Source organism: Faecalibacterium prausnitzii (assembly GCF_049532945.1).
Taxonomy (GTDB): Bacteria; Bacillota; Clostridia; order Oscillospirales; family Ruminococcaceae; genus Faecalibacterium; species Faecalibacterium prausnitzii_N.
In genome coordinates, this window is the sequence record NZ_CP186691.1 from 477,382 (window position 1) to 491,818 (window position 14,437).

A 14,437-nucleotide genomic window follows, 5' to 3' on the forward strand; every position below is an offset into this window, starting at 1 on the left:
TTTCCCCCGCAGTTGGAGGGTTGCGGGGGTACATAAGGGTTGACATCCTTGCAAAGCGGTGGTTGCCACCTTTATAATAGGGGTGAAAGAAAGGCAGGTGCTAGATATGAGGTTCGTTTTTAAGATGATCGTTTTCCCGTTTTGGCTGCTTACGGCTTTCCTTGCGCTGATGCTGAAATGGACGCTGAACCTGTCAGCGTTTGTGCTGGCGCTGCCCATGCTGTATATTTTCGGCTGCGGCCTTTATACGCTGTACTGCCGGGAGTGGATGCAGTTTTTGATCTTGCTGGTGGCGGAGTTTGGATGCTTTGTGTTGATTTTTATGGGCACTTTGATTGCAGATGTAGCAGAGCGTTTTAGTGGCTGGGTTGCCGGATTGTGAGGGATTGGATGGACACAGATGCTATGACCGCCTATTATTGGAAAAATCTGAAAGATATTCCACAGAGGCAACTTGCAGACAATGACGAATACCATGCGCTGATCCAGAAAAAGATTGCCGCAGAGAATGCGCTGAAAGTGCTTATCAGCGAAGAAGCGTGGAGACGCTATCTGAAATTAGATGCAATCAGCAACGAGTTAGAGAGTGTTCGGCTGGAAGCCGTGTATCTGGCTGGTGCTTCTGATTACGAAAAAATATCCAAATGATCTCAATGCCGCCTCTGGGCGGCATTTTTCTTTGCAATAGGGGGGTGATGACGCTGGCAGCAACGCGGCTGATTGCATTGCACAAAAACAAAGGAAAGTCGGTTGCGGCCTGCCTGAAAAATCGCACGGACTATATTGAAAACCCGGACAAGACCGAGCAGGGGCAGTATGTCAGCAGCTATGCTTGTAGCGCCCTGACAGCAGATGAAGAATTTATGCTTACCAAGCGGCAGTACGACCTTGTAAACGGACGCAGGCAGAAAAGCGATGTGATCGCTTATCAGATACGGCAGTCCTTTCGTCCGGGGGAAATCACTGCAGAGGAAGCTAACAAGGTGGGCTACGAACTTGCCATGCGTTTTACCAAGGGCAAGTATGCGTTTGTTGTTGCCACCCACACAGACCGTCACCACATCCATAACCATGTGATTTTCAACTCCACCGCACTGGACGGCACAAGAAAGTTCCGGGATTTTTTCTTTTCCGGCTGGCAGTGCAGCGGTTGAGCGACCTGATTTGTCTGGAGCATCAGCTGTCAGTCATTGAAAAGAAGCCTTACCGGGAACGGCAGAAGCGTGTTCTCTATCCTCCCAAGGAAAGCAACAGGGACTGCCTATGTGGAATCATCGACACAATCCTTGCAGAAAAACCGGGGGATTACGAAGCGTTTCTGCAAAAGCTGGAGCAGCAGGGTTATGAGGTGAAGCGTGGCAAGTACACGGCGGTGAAGGGCAAGGGACAGAAACGCTTTATTCGGTTCCGAACTCTGGGCACCGGCTATGGCGAGGACGAGATCAAGGCGGTGCTGGAGGGAAAGGCGAAGCACCAACCGTATCAGAAAAAGCCGCCCAAAGAGCAGCCGTTCCAGTTGCTGGTTGACATTCAAGGGAAAATGGCAGAGGGCAAAAGCGTCGGCTACAAAAAGTGGGCAACGAAGTTCAACCTGAAAGAGATGTCCAAGACACTGCTATTTTTGCAGGAGCAGAAGATCAACAGTGCCGACGAACTGCGGGAACGAGCAACGGCGGCGACAGAACGCTATCATGCCATGGGCGATTCCATCAAGGCAGCAGAAGCAAGGCTGACGGAAATTGCCGTGCTGAAAACCCATATCATCAACTATGCCAGGACCCGTGAGGTGTACGCCGCTTATCGGAAAGCCGGGTACAGCAAGGCATTTCTGGAAGCCCACCGAGAGGAGATCACTCTGCACAAGGCGGCGAAAGCGGCGTTTGATGAATCCAATTTGAAAACGCTCCCAAAGGTCAAGGAGTTGGATGCGGAGTTTGCAGAACTACTGACCCAAAAGAAAGCAGCCTACCCGGACTATCGCAAGGCACGGAACGAGATGCAAGAACTGGTTCGGGCACAGAAAAACGTGGAACGATTTTTTGCGGAAGAAAAGCCATCACAGGAGAACGAGCAGGCTCGATAAACGCAGATTGCCGGGAACTGACCGTAAGAGGTCGGCACCCGGCAATCTTTTTTTGTTGGTTCAATCTTTAACGGAATGGTTTATCTCTTTCGATTGTGTATGTTGGTGCCGCCAGCAGGTATCCTATGGAGTGTAAAGAACACGATAGGATGAGGTTGCACTATGAAAGAGCTTTTTGGACAGCGACTACGGGAGCAGCGGATACAGCATGGACTGACGCTGGAACAGCTTGCGGAAAAATCCGAGCTTTCTTCCAACTATATCGGCATGGTAGAGCGCGGCTTAAAGGAACCCGGTCTTGCCACCATTGTCAAACTTCTGAATGCTCTGAATATTTCCGCAGACACACTGCTGTGCGATCTGGTTCCCAGCGCATCCCATGTGACCGACGATGAGATTTGCAAGCGGCTGGAAGGCTTGACCCCCATCCAGAAAAAAGCGGCACTCGATCTGCTGGACACCTATATCGGCAATCTCCCTTATCTCACAAACGAGGAATAAAATCGCAAACTTTGCAAGCGCATCGGCTGAAATTTAGCCGGTGCGCTTTTCTTTTGCATTCCTTTCGGCTATAATCATTCTTATAGGATGTATTGTTTCCTAAAGAGTTGATTATTTGGGGGTGTCAAGATGAGAGAACCACGGTACAGCATTTTAGCCGATATTCAGGATGCAATCGAGCAGGCAAAGTGCGGCAAGCTGGCATTGTACTGGCAGCGTACCATCCAGCGGGAATACAGTTGCAAGAAAGCCACCCCTGCCGAACAGCAAGCGTATGAGCAGCTGCAGAGCATTCTCTCCGAAGTGCCGCAATGGAGTGGTGAAGAAGATCTCTGCCATAACATGGAAAACATCGGCGGCAGAGTCTGGTACTGCCACTACTGGGAGGAACACTACTCCATGGTGCAGTTGACGGAAGATCGCAATGGCAGATTTAATACTGCCTACGTTCTGGACAGAAACACTTCCCCGGAAATGCGCCGGGAGGCTGCACTGCTGGCGCAGAAGGAGCTTGCGGAATGTATGCAGAAATGGGGCATTACGCTTCTGGATGCGCCTGTTCCTGAACAGATGAAGTACGATTCTCTTGCAGAAGCCGCTTCTCACCTCATGCAAGTTTTGAACGACCCAGAGCACATCACCGGGTAAAAAGCGTCCCAAAGGGATGCGTAGCCTGCATTGAAAAATGCAGATCAAAGGGGCTTGGGGCATTCCCCAACAAGCGTTTTTGCAACGCAAAATAAGCAGATGTATATACGTCTGCACTGCTTGCTGGTACAATGTCATCGATGAAACAAAAATAGTTTCATCAAAGACGGTTATATGGTTGTGCCGATCTCCAAAACATAGTAATATTGAAGTACTAACTGGGGCTGAAAGTGGCAAAACTGCTTGCTTGGTTTCCATTCAGGAATTACTAACAGCGTAGACCGTCCGTTCGCTTCGTAAAAGATTCAATGTTTTGATTGGTTGGGTCGGCACAACCGTTACCCGTGTCAACAACGCGCCTGTTATTTTTGCGAAGAAGCGAAACTGCCCTGAAAGGAGAGTTGTACCGTGCCTCGATTGACAGAGAAGTTTTCAGCGACTTCTCTTGCATTGTGTGTTTTTTCCAATGCCTGAATCAGAAGTTTTCTTGCTTCATTGTGCAACATTTGAATCGCCTCTTTGACTCAATCTTACACCTTTTGTCAAGTTGTAACTTTATTTGATCGGACTGCTATAGATAGACTGACAACAATCTTGCAAATTTTACTAAGGGAGATTTCAATACTAATGAAAAGGTACAGATAATTTGATTTGCAAAGGTTACATAATACAACATATAACTAAAATTAACAGTCCCTGAGTCGATAACAATTGGAAATTTGAAAAATTCGATGCGCGAACATAGAGACCTTGTATGCAACTGCTGCTCAATGCAAATATCAATCACGGCTCCCGCAAAACCTTGTACAATATGCACAAGGTCGTCAAATGACAAGTGCATTAAATGCCAATGGACAGATTGTTGATAGCATGATATGATATAGAGGGTGAATGGTCAGCGAGAGAATATGTTGACTTTATTTACACACAAAAAGAGTCTGTTACGATGCAGGAGAGATCAGAAGGAGGGCTTGCTATGGAAAACAATAAATATACAAAAATTTGTTTATAGAACTTCTGATTACAAAACCTAACGATAATGATTTTGTCCTTTTTTTATTGCAAGGCATTGATTGCTCAACAATTGATACTCCATTATTGAGTAAAAACACGTATCGAGATTTAATGTATAGCTTGAGCAATTTTGGGATTCCTACGGTAAGGGTCGAACTATTTGGGAACGGTGATAGTGACGGATATAAATGTGGTAAATATGGTTTCAACGACATAATTGACTTATACGACGCTGCCATGCATCATGTTGTTGCCTCTGGGAAAAAACTGATTCTTTTTGGATACAGCATTGGTGCTCTAATGGTTCCGTCTTTAGTTAATCGAAATAGAGAGAGCGTATTGGCTGCAATTATTTTTGATACAATGATTTTTGGCCCGAAGGATTACTTTGTCAAAAATAAAATTCGGCAAGATATATTAAGGGGAATACCAAAAGACAAAATAATGTATAATGCGCGGACATTTGATTCCTTTATTGAAATTGTTCTTGATGGAAAGCACTCCATTAATGATATCGTGAAGCAAAATCCTCAGTATAGTACATATGTTGAACATGGACTATTTGCAGGGCATGATACAAATTATTACCATGAGCTGTCTGAAATTGATTTCTTAAGTGGATGCAAAAGCATCTCTTTGCCATTACTTTTGCTTATAGGAAGTCGAGATTGCGCAATCGACTTTAAATAACATCTGTTTTTTTTCGATTCAATTAGTTCTACTGAAAGTGATATAATTCATAAGGAAGTCTTTAGCATTGATCATTCCTTTCGTAATGAAACTGGTTCAATTGATTCCGAATGTATTAAATGCATTTGTGATTTTATATTTGAGATTGTGATGAAGCACATCCCATTTGATGGCGGAAGGGCATAATAGTTATGAATATCAATTCGTCTTATAGGAAAGTTTGGTTTGCAAGATTGATTTCCATTTTGGGGACAGGATTAACGTCATTTGGGGTAAGTGTCTGGGTTTACACGGTCACAGGAAAAGCGACCCCAATGGTTTTGATTCTCCTTTTCTCTATATTACCAGCGATATTTTTAGCACCTTTCAGTGGTTATTTATGTGACAAATACAATCGTAAGGCTATCATTATTTGCGCCGACTCCATTGCCGCTTTGATAAGTGTGTTTATCTATATTTGCGTCAGTTATTATGAATTCAATTATTTTGTTCTTTGTGTTTTTACCTTTCTTGATTCTTGTGCAAATTTCTTTGATAATAATGCATATCAAGCATCAATTACAACTTTGGTTTCTCCTGATGAAGTAAAAACTGCTAACGGCATGAGTCAGATTATTGATTCATTGGATAGTATTGCTTCCCCGATTGTTGCCGGAATGCTCTATCCATTAATTGGACTAAATGGGATTATAATAATTGATTTAATAAGCTATCTTGTTTCTTTAGTAATTCTTGTTACGATAGATTCAAGCAAGTTTTCAATGGACAACGAAAATCAGAAGAAACGAAATACAAAAAGAGAAATTTTGCTTGGATTCAAATTTATTTTTTCTCAAGGAAGTTTACGTGTACTTTTGATTTACTTTACTATTTTAAACTTTACGTTTAATCTCGCAACCTCATTAATAGAGCCTTTCGGCTTGACACTTGGGAATACATTTGACCTAGGCATTATTAAGGCTTGTGGTGGATTCGGGATTTTATGCGGAAGTTTGGTTGTTACATTTTCAAAGAAAATACATTTTACTTATAAAACGATCGTTATTGGTGGCTTGGTTGCTGGCATAGCTTTGCAACTTATGGGGTTCACACATATTACTTGCATTGTTGCAATCGGAAGATTTTCCTTTTCATTTGTTACGCCAATTTTGAATACGGTTGCCGGCACATTGTGGATGCAGGAAACACCACGGATTCTTCAGGGGCGTGTGTTTGCATCGCGTTCCATGATTGCAAGGTGTTTTGTTCCTTTGTCATACGTTGTCGTAGGCCCGCTTGTTGACATTGTTTTACCGAAGCTGTTGCAATCAAATCTTGGACTTATTATTAATGTAGTCGGCACTCAAGCACTTGAATACCGTCTCGTTTTTTGTGGAGCGGGGGTTTTGTGCGTTTTAATAACTTGCTGTGTTGCAGCAAATACAAATTTCAGAAAACTTTAACTTTTCCGCATCAAATTGTTTTATCAATGTTGTAAGAATTGTTATTAATATGCTTCAATTTTTTGTATGTTCTTTTCGCTATGCTATAGTCTTGGGGGATTCAAAATCTTTTGTCTGTTTGCGATGTTTGCACTTGTAAACATCAAATATAAAAGAAAGCCGGCCGAGAACGAAATCAACGTATACTCGGCCTGTTTGTGGTTCATAACTCTATTTCATTGCGTTTGGGTATTTGCCTCGGCGGATCTTCAGCCATTGCTTGACGATTGCGTTTTTCTTCCTGAACAGACTGCGGCGGTTCGGCTCTTTCATTGAGAACTTTTTCAACATCACGCCTGCCATGAAGCATTGTAGCAGGAGTAAACTGTTCTCCATACGCCTTTTGCAGTTGCTGAACAGCGTTCTATTCTTTCTCGTTGCGAATAGCCAGCCTTGCTTCATATAACTCTCCTGCGTCCAAATCTTTTGCCTGTTCCTGTAAGTCGGCAAAAGCGTTTTTTGCATCATCCAGCGCATAAGAATACTTTGCCTCGCTGACTTCGAGCTTTTCAAGCATCGTCTCTGCGGCAGTACACCTTTTCTTGACTTCGGCGGTATCCCTACTTTCTTCACAGTCAAGATACATGAGGATTATTGCCCGCTCCGAGCGCAAATCTTCGAGCTGTTCCGTCAAATCCTCGATGCGGCTGGTCAGCTCACGATGCTTCAAAACATTAAGAATTGGCGTTGCCTTTTTCTCGGCCTGTAACTCTTTCCGCGTTTTGATAGCAGCCTTGATTTGCTTTGTCAAAACATCGTATTTTTCAAGCTCAGGCTTGGCAGCTTCAAGATACGATGTCTCCAAAATGATAACATCGGCAGTCGTGGTGCTATCGTTACGGTTGTGGTAAATGGACAGAATGTCCGTTTGCTGCTAAGCAGAATCGTTTTGAAATTTCGTTACGGCTCTACCATGTGTCTTTTTTGATCGCATGATTTATCCGTAACGCTCTGGCGGTAGGATTTCTGACGGCAGGCATTACTACAATAGACAGCATCTTTGCGTTTAGGCGTAAATGTTTTGCCACAACACCTGCAAACAAGGCCGGTGCGCTGTGCAAGCCGCTTCTGTCGCTGGCGTTTCCAGTTGCCAAGTTTTCCGCACGTGTAGTAGTCACAATATTTTTTCGATTTGACAATTGTATAAAACGTTTTTCCGCAGCCCTTACAGATGATTTTTCGCACAGGGTACATATACTCATGTGCATTATGTTTTGCCTGTTGCTCGTCGTACCGTGCTTTTATGGCTGCGAATTCTGTGGAAATGGAGGATGCAGTGGGAAGTACAACATAGATTGACTTCACTTGCAATGTGGAATGACGCGACAAGAATTATTTACATGGATACACCAGCAGTACGGCACAGAGCCGGAATATCCCAGGCATGACTGGAATGCTGTGTTGCGGCACAACGACAATAATAAATGGTATGGTGTAGTTCTGGAAGTATCAGCTGATAAGTTGGGACTGCCGGAGGCAGGCATCGTTGATGTCCTTAATGTGAAAAGCGATCTGCTACTGATTGGCTCTCTTCGCGGGCAGAAAGGCTATTTTCTGGCCTATCACATGAACAAGGAAAAATGGCTCAGTATTCAGCTTGGCAAGCCGGAACTGGATGATGCTATCAAAGATCTGCTTTCTTTGAGCTATGAGCTGACAGCACCGAAAAAGCGCAACTTAAAGTCATCAGGAAAAAATCCGGGAGATTCCGCAAATGGCAAAGAAAAAGAAATTGACGAAGGCTGAGCGAAAGGAAGCACGCCTCCGAAAAGGCAAGCAGTGGCTGCTCACCTATACCGGTTCACCGAAAAAGATGAACAAGCATTACCGGGAACGCTTTCATGTGGATGCTGTGACTGCCGCTAAAGATTTGCAGGAGCTGGGGGTCAATTATACACAGGAACAGCTCGACCAGATAAAACAGGCTGAAGAGCAGCGGCTTCGGCAGCGGAGAATGGAGCGGGAAGCGAAAGAGAGGGAACGTCTGGCAGAACTGTATGAGGACTGCGATGATCGTTTTGCCTTTATCGCTGGATACACAGATGGCGGCGCACCGTTCGGTGTGATGTGGGAAGAAGTCGGCATTGATCCGGGACTGCCGTTCGAGGAAAAAGTGAATCTCTATCATATGCAGATGTTAGGCTGATAATTGTGCAGACGTCATCTGCACAATTTGCAACAAAAAGAGAGGAGCCAGTCCAGGCTCCTCGAAGGTACATTATTTCAAAAAGTTGCTTTTATGTTCCAGCGCGTGCAGATTATATCCAAGTGTGGCCAGGTGCGCCACCTTCAGCGCAACCAGATTGATGTCGGTGGACATCGCACTGGCGATCTGCTCAGCTGTGTATCCATACTCATAGATGTAGCGAAGGACTTCATCGCTGTCCATCAGGATTTCTGCTGCTACGATGTTGGCTTCATATTCTGGTTTGGATTTCATATCGTAGAGCATGAACTCATGAATCGGGGTGGTTTTCGCCATATTCCGGTGAAGCTGGTCATGCCCTAATTCATGTGCGCACACAATGCGCAGCATATTTTCATCCAGACTGTTATTCAGGAAAATAAAGCGATTTCGCTTAATCACCCGGTACATTCCCTTCAGGGAACCAAAATTTTCGCAAAGCATGACATTGATACCAAGCTGCCTTGCAATTTCAAAAGGGTCTCTGGAACCGCAACGTTTTACCAGTTTCTCACCGACCCGTGAAAGCTGTTCCGCATTCATCATACCACCTCCAGTTTACAGTATAGCGAAAAGTGTGTACGATAAATATCACTGATCGGATTTTTTACGCCTCGTTTTCGGGGCGTATTTTTTATTGTTCTCTTTGGCAATCCAGTAGGCATCGGTCAGAGCTTTATAAGCTCCTTCGATGGCATCTTCGCTTAATTCGCCGCCAGCGAACATACCGGTCACTTCACTGACCAGCTCTTCAATATCTTTCGCTGCTTTTGCGCCGCCTTTTTCGTGAGCTTCTACGACATAGGTGCCGCTGCTGCCCAGCAGGTACTCAGTAGTAGTATTCAGCGCATCCGCAATCTTCTGCATCGTAACCATATTGGATGGCTTGCGGCTGCCAAGTTCATAATTCTGAATTGTGCGGGCGGTTACACCGGCCTTCTCTGCAAGTTCTACCTGAGTTAAATTGGCTTCTGTTCTTTTTTCTTTCAACCTTTCTTTGAAGACCATAGGAATACCTCTTTCTTTTTTGATGATAAACACGAACGCTTTTTCATAAAAATCTATTGACACGAAAAACTGTGCTTGCTATAATGACGATGAAAACACGAAATATAATTCGTGTAATTATAGTATCACAAGAAATGCTGTGTGTCAACGCGTTCGTGAAAAGTTGTTCGTGTTTTCACGAACGGAGAGGAGGAATACGGGATGCAAAGAGTGATTCTTCATTGTGATATGAATAATTTCTATGCCTATGTCGAGTGTATGCTGAACCCGGAACTGAAGAACAAGCCGGTGGCAGTGGGCGGTTCTGTGGAGGAACGGCATGGCATCGTACTTGCGAAGAACTATGCAGCAAAGGCGTTTGGCGTTTCCACGGGAGAGGCAATCTGGCAAGCAAAGCAGAAGTGCTAGGATCTTGTGATCGTGGAGCCGCACTATGAGCAATATATGAAGTTTTCAAAGCTGGCTCGTGAGATATACGATCGATATGATTCGCAAGTAATGCACGCTGCATTCTGATAAATCTGATAAAAGGAGGAATTCTGATGTGTGGTGATTACAACCTTCGCCGTGAGAAAAGATACGTCGAAGTGGATGTTCGTTTTACTCCTGACGGCAAGATCCGTCCTCTTGCCATAAACTATGACAAGACTCGCACTTATGGAATTGATCGTGTCTTGGCAGTCAAGCACGGTACATCACGTCTTGGCGGAAAAGGTCACTGCTTCACCTGCCTGATTTGCGGGCAGAAGCGGAATCTTTGGCTTGAACAGGGCAAGTGGTTCGTGGAAGCCTACTGCTCTGTGCCGGAAAGCCGTGCTTCGTAATGGCAAGGTACTTATCCCGCGCAGACCTTTCGCGCATAGCGGGTAAGTATATCGACCAGTACTATACCCGCTTCGGGATCAGCAAAGATGCCCCGGAACCCATTGACCCTGAACGGCTTGCAAGCGCTGTTCTTGGGCTGAATGTGAAAATGCTGCCGCTATGTAGCGATGGCAGCGTCCTCGGACTGACCATTTTTCAAAGATGCGGTTTTACCGTAACTTTAGGGGATGGTACAAAGCTTGTAGAGATATTCATGCCGAAGGACATTGTGATCGATTCTGCCCTTGCGGCAGACGGCTGCACCGGATGCCGGAATTTCACGATAGCGCATGAGGCGGCACACCAGATTTTAGCTGACCTGTTCCCGAACGACTATGGAAAAGCAGTCAAGTGCCGTGGGCACATTGCCTATCGGGAACGAAACGGACAACCCTCATGGGAAGAATGGCAGGCAAACACCCTTGCAGCAGAGCTGCTGATGCCGACATTTCTAGTCAACGCCGAAATAGAACGGGCAGCGCTGTGCCTGCCGAATGGAATCCTATACAAATCCGCATCCGACCCGAACTATGAAAAAATTCTGGAGATGGCTGTGCAGATGGGAGTATCGTGGTCTGCTATCAGGATCAGACTACAGCAGATGCAGGTCATAAAAGGCAAACCCATCCACTGCCATCCATTGGACATCATCCGATTTGGAGAATAAACATGATTCAATCAAATAATCGTCCTTTTAAAAATAAACCACTGAGCAATATACAGCAGGCACAATTCAGCATCGGCTGGAGGTTTTGCCCCGTTTGCGGACACAAGCTCTACCAAAAAGATGAGAGCTGTTCAGGCACTATCCGCATAAAGTGCCTCAAGTGCGGCAACGTAGCAACGGTTGATTTAGCCTATCGCAGGCGTTGATTGCTTTATAGGCAAAACACAATTTCAAAAATCGGGTGCATTGCACCCTGAATATGGACTGTTCGTCACCGAGCAACGGGCCATTGCCGCAAGGCAATGTATGAAACGCGCACCAAATAGCCGGGCAACAGCTGATAGAGTGATTCTGCTTTTAGAACCGCTCTGTTAGTTGGTTGTCCGGCTATTTTTTTAGCCTTCAGGTAGCCTGCTCCCGTAAAAAGGAGCAGGCTTTATGTTTGTCTGTTTTTCGTGGATGCCCCAAGCGGCGAAATATCCGTAGCCTTCCAAATTTTCGACTTTTCACGACTTATCGAAAATTTGGAGGTTACACATGAGTTTCAATAATGGTAATGAACGTCGCAAGCTGAACGCAAAGTGGGAGCAACTCCGTGTGCAGTACCGCGAAGCCGGAATGAGCGAAGAGGCAATTCAGGCGATGTATGAGTTTGATTTGGGCGTCCTGAACAGTGAACGCGCCTATGATGCCAGCACGGTGGCAGTCTGTGATGGCGAAGATGACGTTGACGCAAGGAAAGCAGCAGATCTTAAGCAATATGAGGCTGCGATCACGGTAACAGATACCTACCACGAAACCAAGAGCCGCTTTGGATGGATCGGCGAAATCGAGAATGAGCGGTTGCTGGCTGCTCTTGAAAGCTTATCGGAACTTGATCTCAAAATCCTTACGCTCTATGTCTATGCCGGGTACACCGAGTCCGAGATTGCAAGTGCCTTGGAATCCAAAAGGATTACGATTCATAAGCGAATCGAGCGAATGACTATGTTTTTGAAGAACTTTTGAACTATTTTCTTTTTCAGGTAACAATTTGCCCCTTCTCGATGGCTCGTAAGTGAAGGGACAATTTCCCAAGCGACATCTGCCGCAGGGCAAAGCGTCCGACTTCATGGTCCTTGAAAACTGAATAGTTCCGTCATCTGGTACTCCGATAATGATACTTCCGTAATTCGCGGCCCGGTCACAAAGCAGACGGGGTGGCTGAAATGCCAATGAAGCGGTACAAGTCCGCTGCCAGATGTTTATGCCCCACTCGTAGGGGGCCGAGGGCGAATATGCGAGACCTTTAATCATATTGATCCGGGAACTGCCGGGTACGTTTTTGCGCATCCGGCAGTTTCCGTTTTTTACGTATCCCAATTTATTCTTTATCCGAATATCCACTTTGATACATATAGGAGGACACTTTTATGGATGAGTTGAACCCCACGGTGCGCGAGCAGGAGATCTACGAGGAGATGGAGCTGACCCCTGAGATGGTCAAGTCCATCCGCACCCTCTGCGGTACCTGTCTGCGGCACTTTGTGGATGCAAAGGCATTCAAGATTGCACTTGTACCCAGCGCAGACCGGAGCATGGACACCTGCACCGTCTGCCAGATGCGGCGCGGCTACGATTATGTGGTCATGCACCGCTGATCCAACCATACCACCATACCGTGAACGAAGCCCGCTGCGGAACATCCGGCAGCGGGCTTTGCACATAACAACATGGAGGTACAATTTTGCAGCAAAACTGGAAATTCCAACGCGGAGACATCTTCTTCACCCATTTCGGGGCGAGCACCGGTTCGGAACAGTGCGGTGACCGTCCGGCGGTCATTCTTCAGAATGACGTGGGCAACTATCACTCTCCGACCCTGATCGTTGCGACCATGACAAGCAAGGCGGAAAAGAAAGTAAACCAGCCGACCCACTGCCTGTTGGAAAACGCAGGGTTGAATATGCCGTCCGTTGTGCAGGCAGAGCAGATCTTCACCATCGACAAGAGCCGGGCGCTGAAGTATCTGGGGCATCTGACCCCGGAGGAGATGCGCAGGGTGGATGATGCAGTGCGTATCAGCCTTGCGCTGAACCCCATGGGCAGCATCCAGCAGATGGAGCCTATCCGGCGCTCTACGGCGCTTTACGCGCCGCCTGAGGTGGTGGATGGCAAACCACCTGTCTACCCCTATACGCCCATCAAATCGTCTTTTGAGAACGCCGGAAGCATCGAGGAAATGATGCTATACACCGAGTTGCAATCCGCGGTTCATGCCATGATCCAGCGGTTGGAATACAGCTTCACCTTCAATCCCAGCCTGCTCACCAGCCCGAAGCGTAAGCAGCAGGTGGCTGAGATCTTAGAGGAAGCCGAGAAGTACATTTGGAGAATTAAGGAGGAAATGCGATGCGCCTGAACGAAAACAATACTTTCATTGGTATCAACCCGCCGTACCAGCTTTCGGTCATCCACAGCAGCAAGCTGATCTATCCCCGCGAGATCTACCAGCGGGGCGTGGAGCGCAAGCGGGTGGAGCTGATCGCCAGAGACTTCAATGAGTACATCGTCAACGAGCCGAAGGTCAGCTTCCGCAACGGCAGATACTATGTGATGGACGGGCAGCACACCATCGAGGGCTGCATCCTCCTCAACGGTGGCGCGGACCGCCCGATCCTCTGCAAGGTCTACACCGGCCTGACGATGGAGCAGGAAGCCCTGCTCTTTGCGGAGCAGAACGGTCACGCCGCACCCCTGTCGGCGGGCATCAAGCTGCGCGCCAAGGTAGTGGGCGGCGATGCGCCTTCCAAGGCGTTTGTCGCAGCCACCAACCGGGTGGGGCTGTCCCTCAACTACGACAGCATGCAGCTGAGCGACTACCGTATCAGCTGCGTGGGCACGGCGCTGAAGCTGTACGACCAGCTGGGCGAAGAAATCTACTGCGAAGCCCTGCGGCACATCGTGGAAGCGTGGGAGGGCAGACCGGATTCCTTCCGGGCGGCTGTCCTGCGGGGCGTGATGTACTTTGTGCAGCTGTATCATGGACAGTACAGCGCGGAGCGGCTTGTCCGTGCGCTGCGCAGCACTCATCCCATGGAACTCTACCGTATCAGCCGGGATAACCCCGCCAAGCTCCCGGGCTGGCGGCGGTACGTTTACCCCATCTACACCGCCTACAACGGCAAGTGCAGGAAAGACGCACTGCCGATGAAGTTCTAAGCTCAAATATCTCCTTTGGCAAGGGCGATGGTACCCCAAAAAGGCCATTGCTCTTTACATATAGTATTTTCTTTCAAATAATTGACATATTGAAC

Annotated in this window: 19 protein-coding genes and 2 pseudogenes; 16 read left to right on the forward strand and 5 right to left on the reverse strand. The window is 46.8% G+C overall.

What is annotated here, in order from left to right:
- Positions 1-106: 106 nt before the first annotated feature.
- The 5 genes and pseudogenes from ACNQFG_RS02370 (at position 107) to ACNQFG_RS02390 (ending at position 3,232) form a co-directional block, all read left to right on the forward strand.
- Positions 107-382: a hypothetical protein gene (locus ACNQFG_RS02370; RefSeq protein ID WP_423406540.1), complete on the forward strand. Its 276-nt coding sequence runs from the start codon at positions 107-109 to the stop codon at positions 380-382.
- A 23-nt stretch (positions 383-405) separates the two neighbouring features.
- Positions 406-648 (forward strand): hypothetical protein, encoded by a 243-nt coding sequence (locus ACNQFG_RS02375; RefSeq protein WP_423405858.1) that lies wholly within the window; start codon positions 406-408, stop codon positions 646-648.
- 47 nt (positions 649-695) lie between these two features.
- Positions 696-2,083, forward strand: a pseudogene (locus ACNQFG_RS02380) (relaxase/mobilization nuclease domain-containing protein).
- Between the two features lie 162 nt (positions 2,084-2,245).
- Positions 2,246-2,584, forward strand: coding sequence for a helix-turn-helix domain-containing protein (locus ACNQFG_RS02385; RefSeq protein ID WP_112091936.1), 339 nt, complete (start codon positions 2,246-2,248; stop codon positions 2,582-2,584).
- Between the two features lie 129 nt (positions 2,585-2,713).
- The gene (locus ACNQFG_RS02390) at positions 2,714-3,232 is read left to right on the forward strand and encodes a hypothetical protein (RefSeq protein ID WP_423405859.1); all 519 of its coding nucleotides are present in this window, start codon (positions 2,714-2,716) and stop codon (positions 3,230-3,232) included.
- A 362-nt stretch (positions 3,233-3,594) separates the two neighbouring features.
- On the opposite strand, the gene ACNQFG_RS02395 is transcribed toward ACNQFG_RS02390, so the two are convergent.
- Positions 3,595-3,738 (reverse strand): hypothetical protein, encoded by a 144-nt coding sequence (locus tag ACNQFG_RS02395; protein ID WP_227621868.1) that lies wholly within the window; start codon positions 3,736-3,738, stop codon positions 3,595-3,597.
- A 496-nt stretch (positions 3,739-4,234) separates the two neighbouring features.
- Here ACNQFG_RS02395 and ACNQFG_RS02400 point away from each other — a divergent pair, with 496 nt between their 5' ends.
- Both ACNQFG_RS02400 and ACNQFG_RS02405 read left to right on the forward strand, forming a co-directional pair.
- Positions 4,235-4,936 carry an alpha/beta hydrolase gene (locus tag ACNQFG_RS02400; RefSeq protein ID WP_423405860.1) on the forward strand — a complete coding sequence of 234 codons (702 nt, stop codon included), beginning with the start codon at positions 4,235-4,237 and terminating at the stop codon, positions 4,934-4,936.
- A gap of 191 nt (positions 4,937-5,127) precedes the next feature.
- The gene (locus ACNQFG_RS02405; RefSeq protein ID WP_097791177.1) at positions 5,128-6,378 is read left to right on the forward strand and encodes an MFS transporter; all 1,251 of its coding nucleotides are present in this window, start codon (positions 5,128-5,130) and stop codon (positions 6,376-6,378) included.
- A gap of 202 nt (positions 6,379-6,580) precedes the next feature.
- Here ACNQFG_RS02405 and ACNQFG_RS02410 read toward each other — a convergent pair whose 3' ends face one another.
- A complete protein-coding gene (locus ACNQFG_RS02410) occupies positions 6,581-6,727 on the reverse strand; it encodes a hypothetical protein (protein ID WP_423405861.1) in 147 nt (48 codons plus the stop codon).
- Positions 6,728-6,781: 54 nt separating this feature from the next.
- Positions 6,782-7,222 carry a hypothetical protein gene (locus tag ACNQFG_RS02415; RefSeq protein WP_097791180.1) on the reverse strand — a complete coding sequence of 147 codons (441 nt, stop codon included), beginning with the start codon at positions 7,220-7,222 and terminating at the stop codon, positions 6,782-6,784.
- A gap of 512 nt (positions 7,223-7,734) precedes the next feature.
- Between ACNQFG_RS02415 and ACNQFG_RS02420 the strand changes: the two genes are divergently transcribed.
- Together ACNQFG_RS02420 and ACNQFG_RS02425 are read left to right on the forward strand one after the other, a co-directional pair.
- Positions 7,735-8,163: an MmcQ/YjbR family DNA-binding protein gene (locus ACNQFG_RS02420; RefSeq protein WP_097791181.1), complete on the forward strand. Its 429-nt coding sequence runs from the start codon at positions 7,735-7,737 to the stop codon at positions 8,161-8,163.
- Complete coding sequence (locus ACNQFG_RS02425) at positions 8,132-8,563, forward strand: hypothetical protein (protein ID WP_015565732.1); 432 nt, start codon at positions 8,132-8,134, stop codon at positions 8,561-8,563. Before ACNQFG_RS02420 ends, ACNQFG_RS02425 begins: the two co-directional genes overlap by 32 nt.
- A gap of 72 nt (positions 8,564-8,635) precedes the next feature.
- Here ACNQFG_RS02425 and ACNQFG_RS02430 read toward each other — a convergent pair whose 3' ends face one another.
- Entirely contained in the window at positions 8,636-9,148 is a 513-nt protein-coding gene (locus ACNQFG_RS02430) for an ImmA/IrrE family metallo-endopeptidase (RefSeq protein WP_008396542.1), read from the reverse strand.
- 45 nt (positions 9,149-9,193) lie between these two features.
- Entirely contained in the window at positions 9,194-9,610 is a 417-nt protein-coding gene (locus ACNQFG_RS02435; protein ID WP_015565734.1) for a helix-turn-helix domain-containing protein, read from the reverse strand.
- A gap of 201 nt (positions 9,611-9,811) precedes the next feature.
- On the opposite strand from ACNQFG_RS02435, the pseudogene ACNQFG_RS02440 reads away from it, so the two are divergent.
- The 7 genes and pseudogenes from ACNQFG_RS02440 to ACNQFG_RS02470 form a co-directional block, all read left to right on the forward strand.
- A pseudogene (locus tag ACNQFG_RS02440) lies at positions 9,812-10,108 on the forward strand (DNA polymerase Y family protein); the annotation flags it as partial.
- A gap of 44 nt (positions 10,109-10,152) precedes the next feature.
- Entirely contained in the window at positions 10,153-10,434 is a 282-nt protein-coding gene (locus ACNQFG_RS02445) for a hypothetical protein (protein ID WP_423405862.1), read from the forward strand.
- On the forward strand, positions 10,434-11,141 hold the full coding sequence (locus ACNQFG_RS02450) for an ImmA/IrrE family metallo-endopeptidase (protein WP_423405863.1): 708 nt from the start codon (positions 10,434-10,436) through the stop codon (positions 11,139-11,141). The genes ACNQFG_RS02445 and ACNQFG_RS02450 overlap by 1 nt, the downstream gene beginning before the upstream one ends.
- A 537-nt stretch (positions 11,142-11,678) precedes the next feature.
- A complete protein-coding gene (locus ACNQFG_RS02455) occupies positions 11,679-12,149 on the forward strand; it encodes a sigma factor-like helix-turn-helix DNA-binding protein (protein WP_097791182.1) in 471 nt (156 codons plus the stop codon).
- A gap of 404 nt (positions 12,150-12,553) precedes the next feature.
- Positions 12,554-12,781 (forward strand): hypothetical protein, encoded by a 228-nt coding sequence (locus tag ACNQFG_RS02460; protein WP_005927345.1) that lies wholly within the window; start codon positions 12,554-12,556, stop codon positions 12,779-12,781.
- A gap of 86 nt (positions 12,782-12,867) precedes the next feature.
- Positions 12,868-13,542: a type II toxin-antitoxin system PemK/MazF family toxin gene (locus tag ACNQFG_RS02465; protein ID WP_097839050.1), complete on the forward strand. Its 675-nt coding sequence runs from the start codon at positions 12,868-12,870 to the stop codon at positions 13,540-13,542.
- Complete coding sequence (locus ACNQFG_RS02470) at positions 13,533-14,342, forward strand: DUF6551 family protein (protein WP_423405864.1); 810 nt, start codon at positions 13,533-13,535, stop codon at positions 14,340-14,342. The genes ACNQFG_RS02465 and ACNQFG_RS02470 overlap by 10 nt, the downstream gene beginning before the upstream one ends.
- Positions 14,343-14,437: the final 95 nt, after the last annotated feature.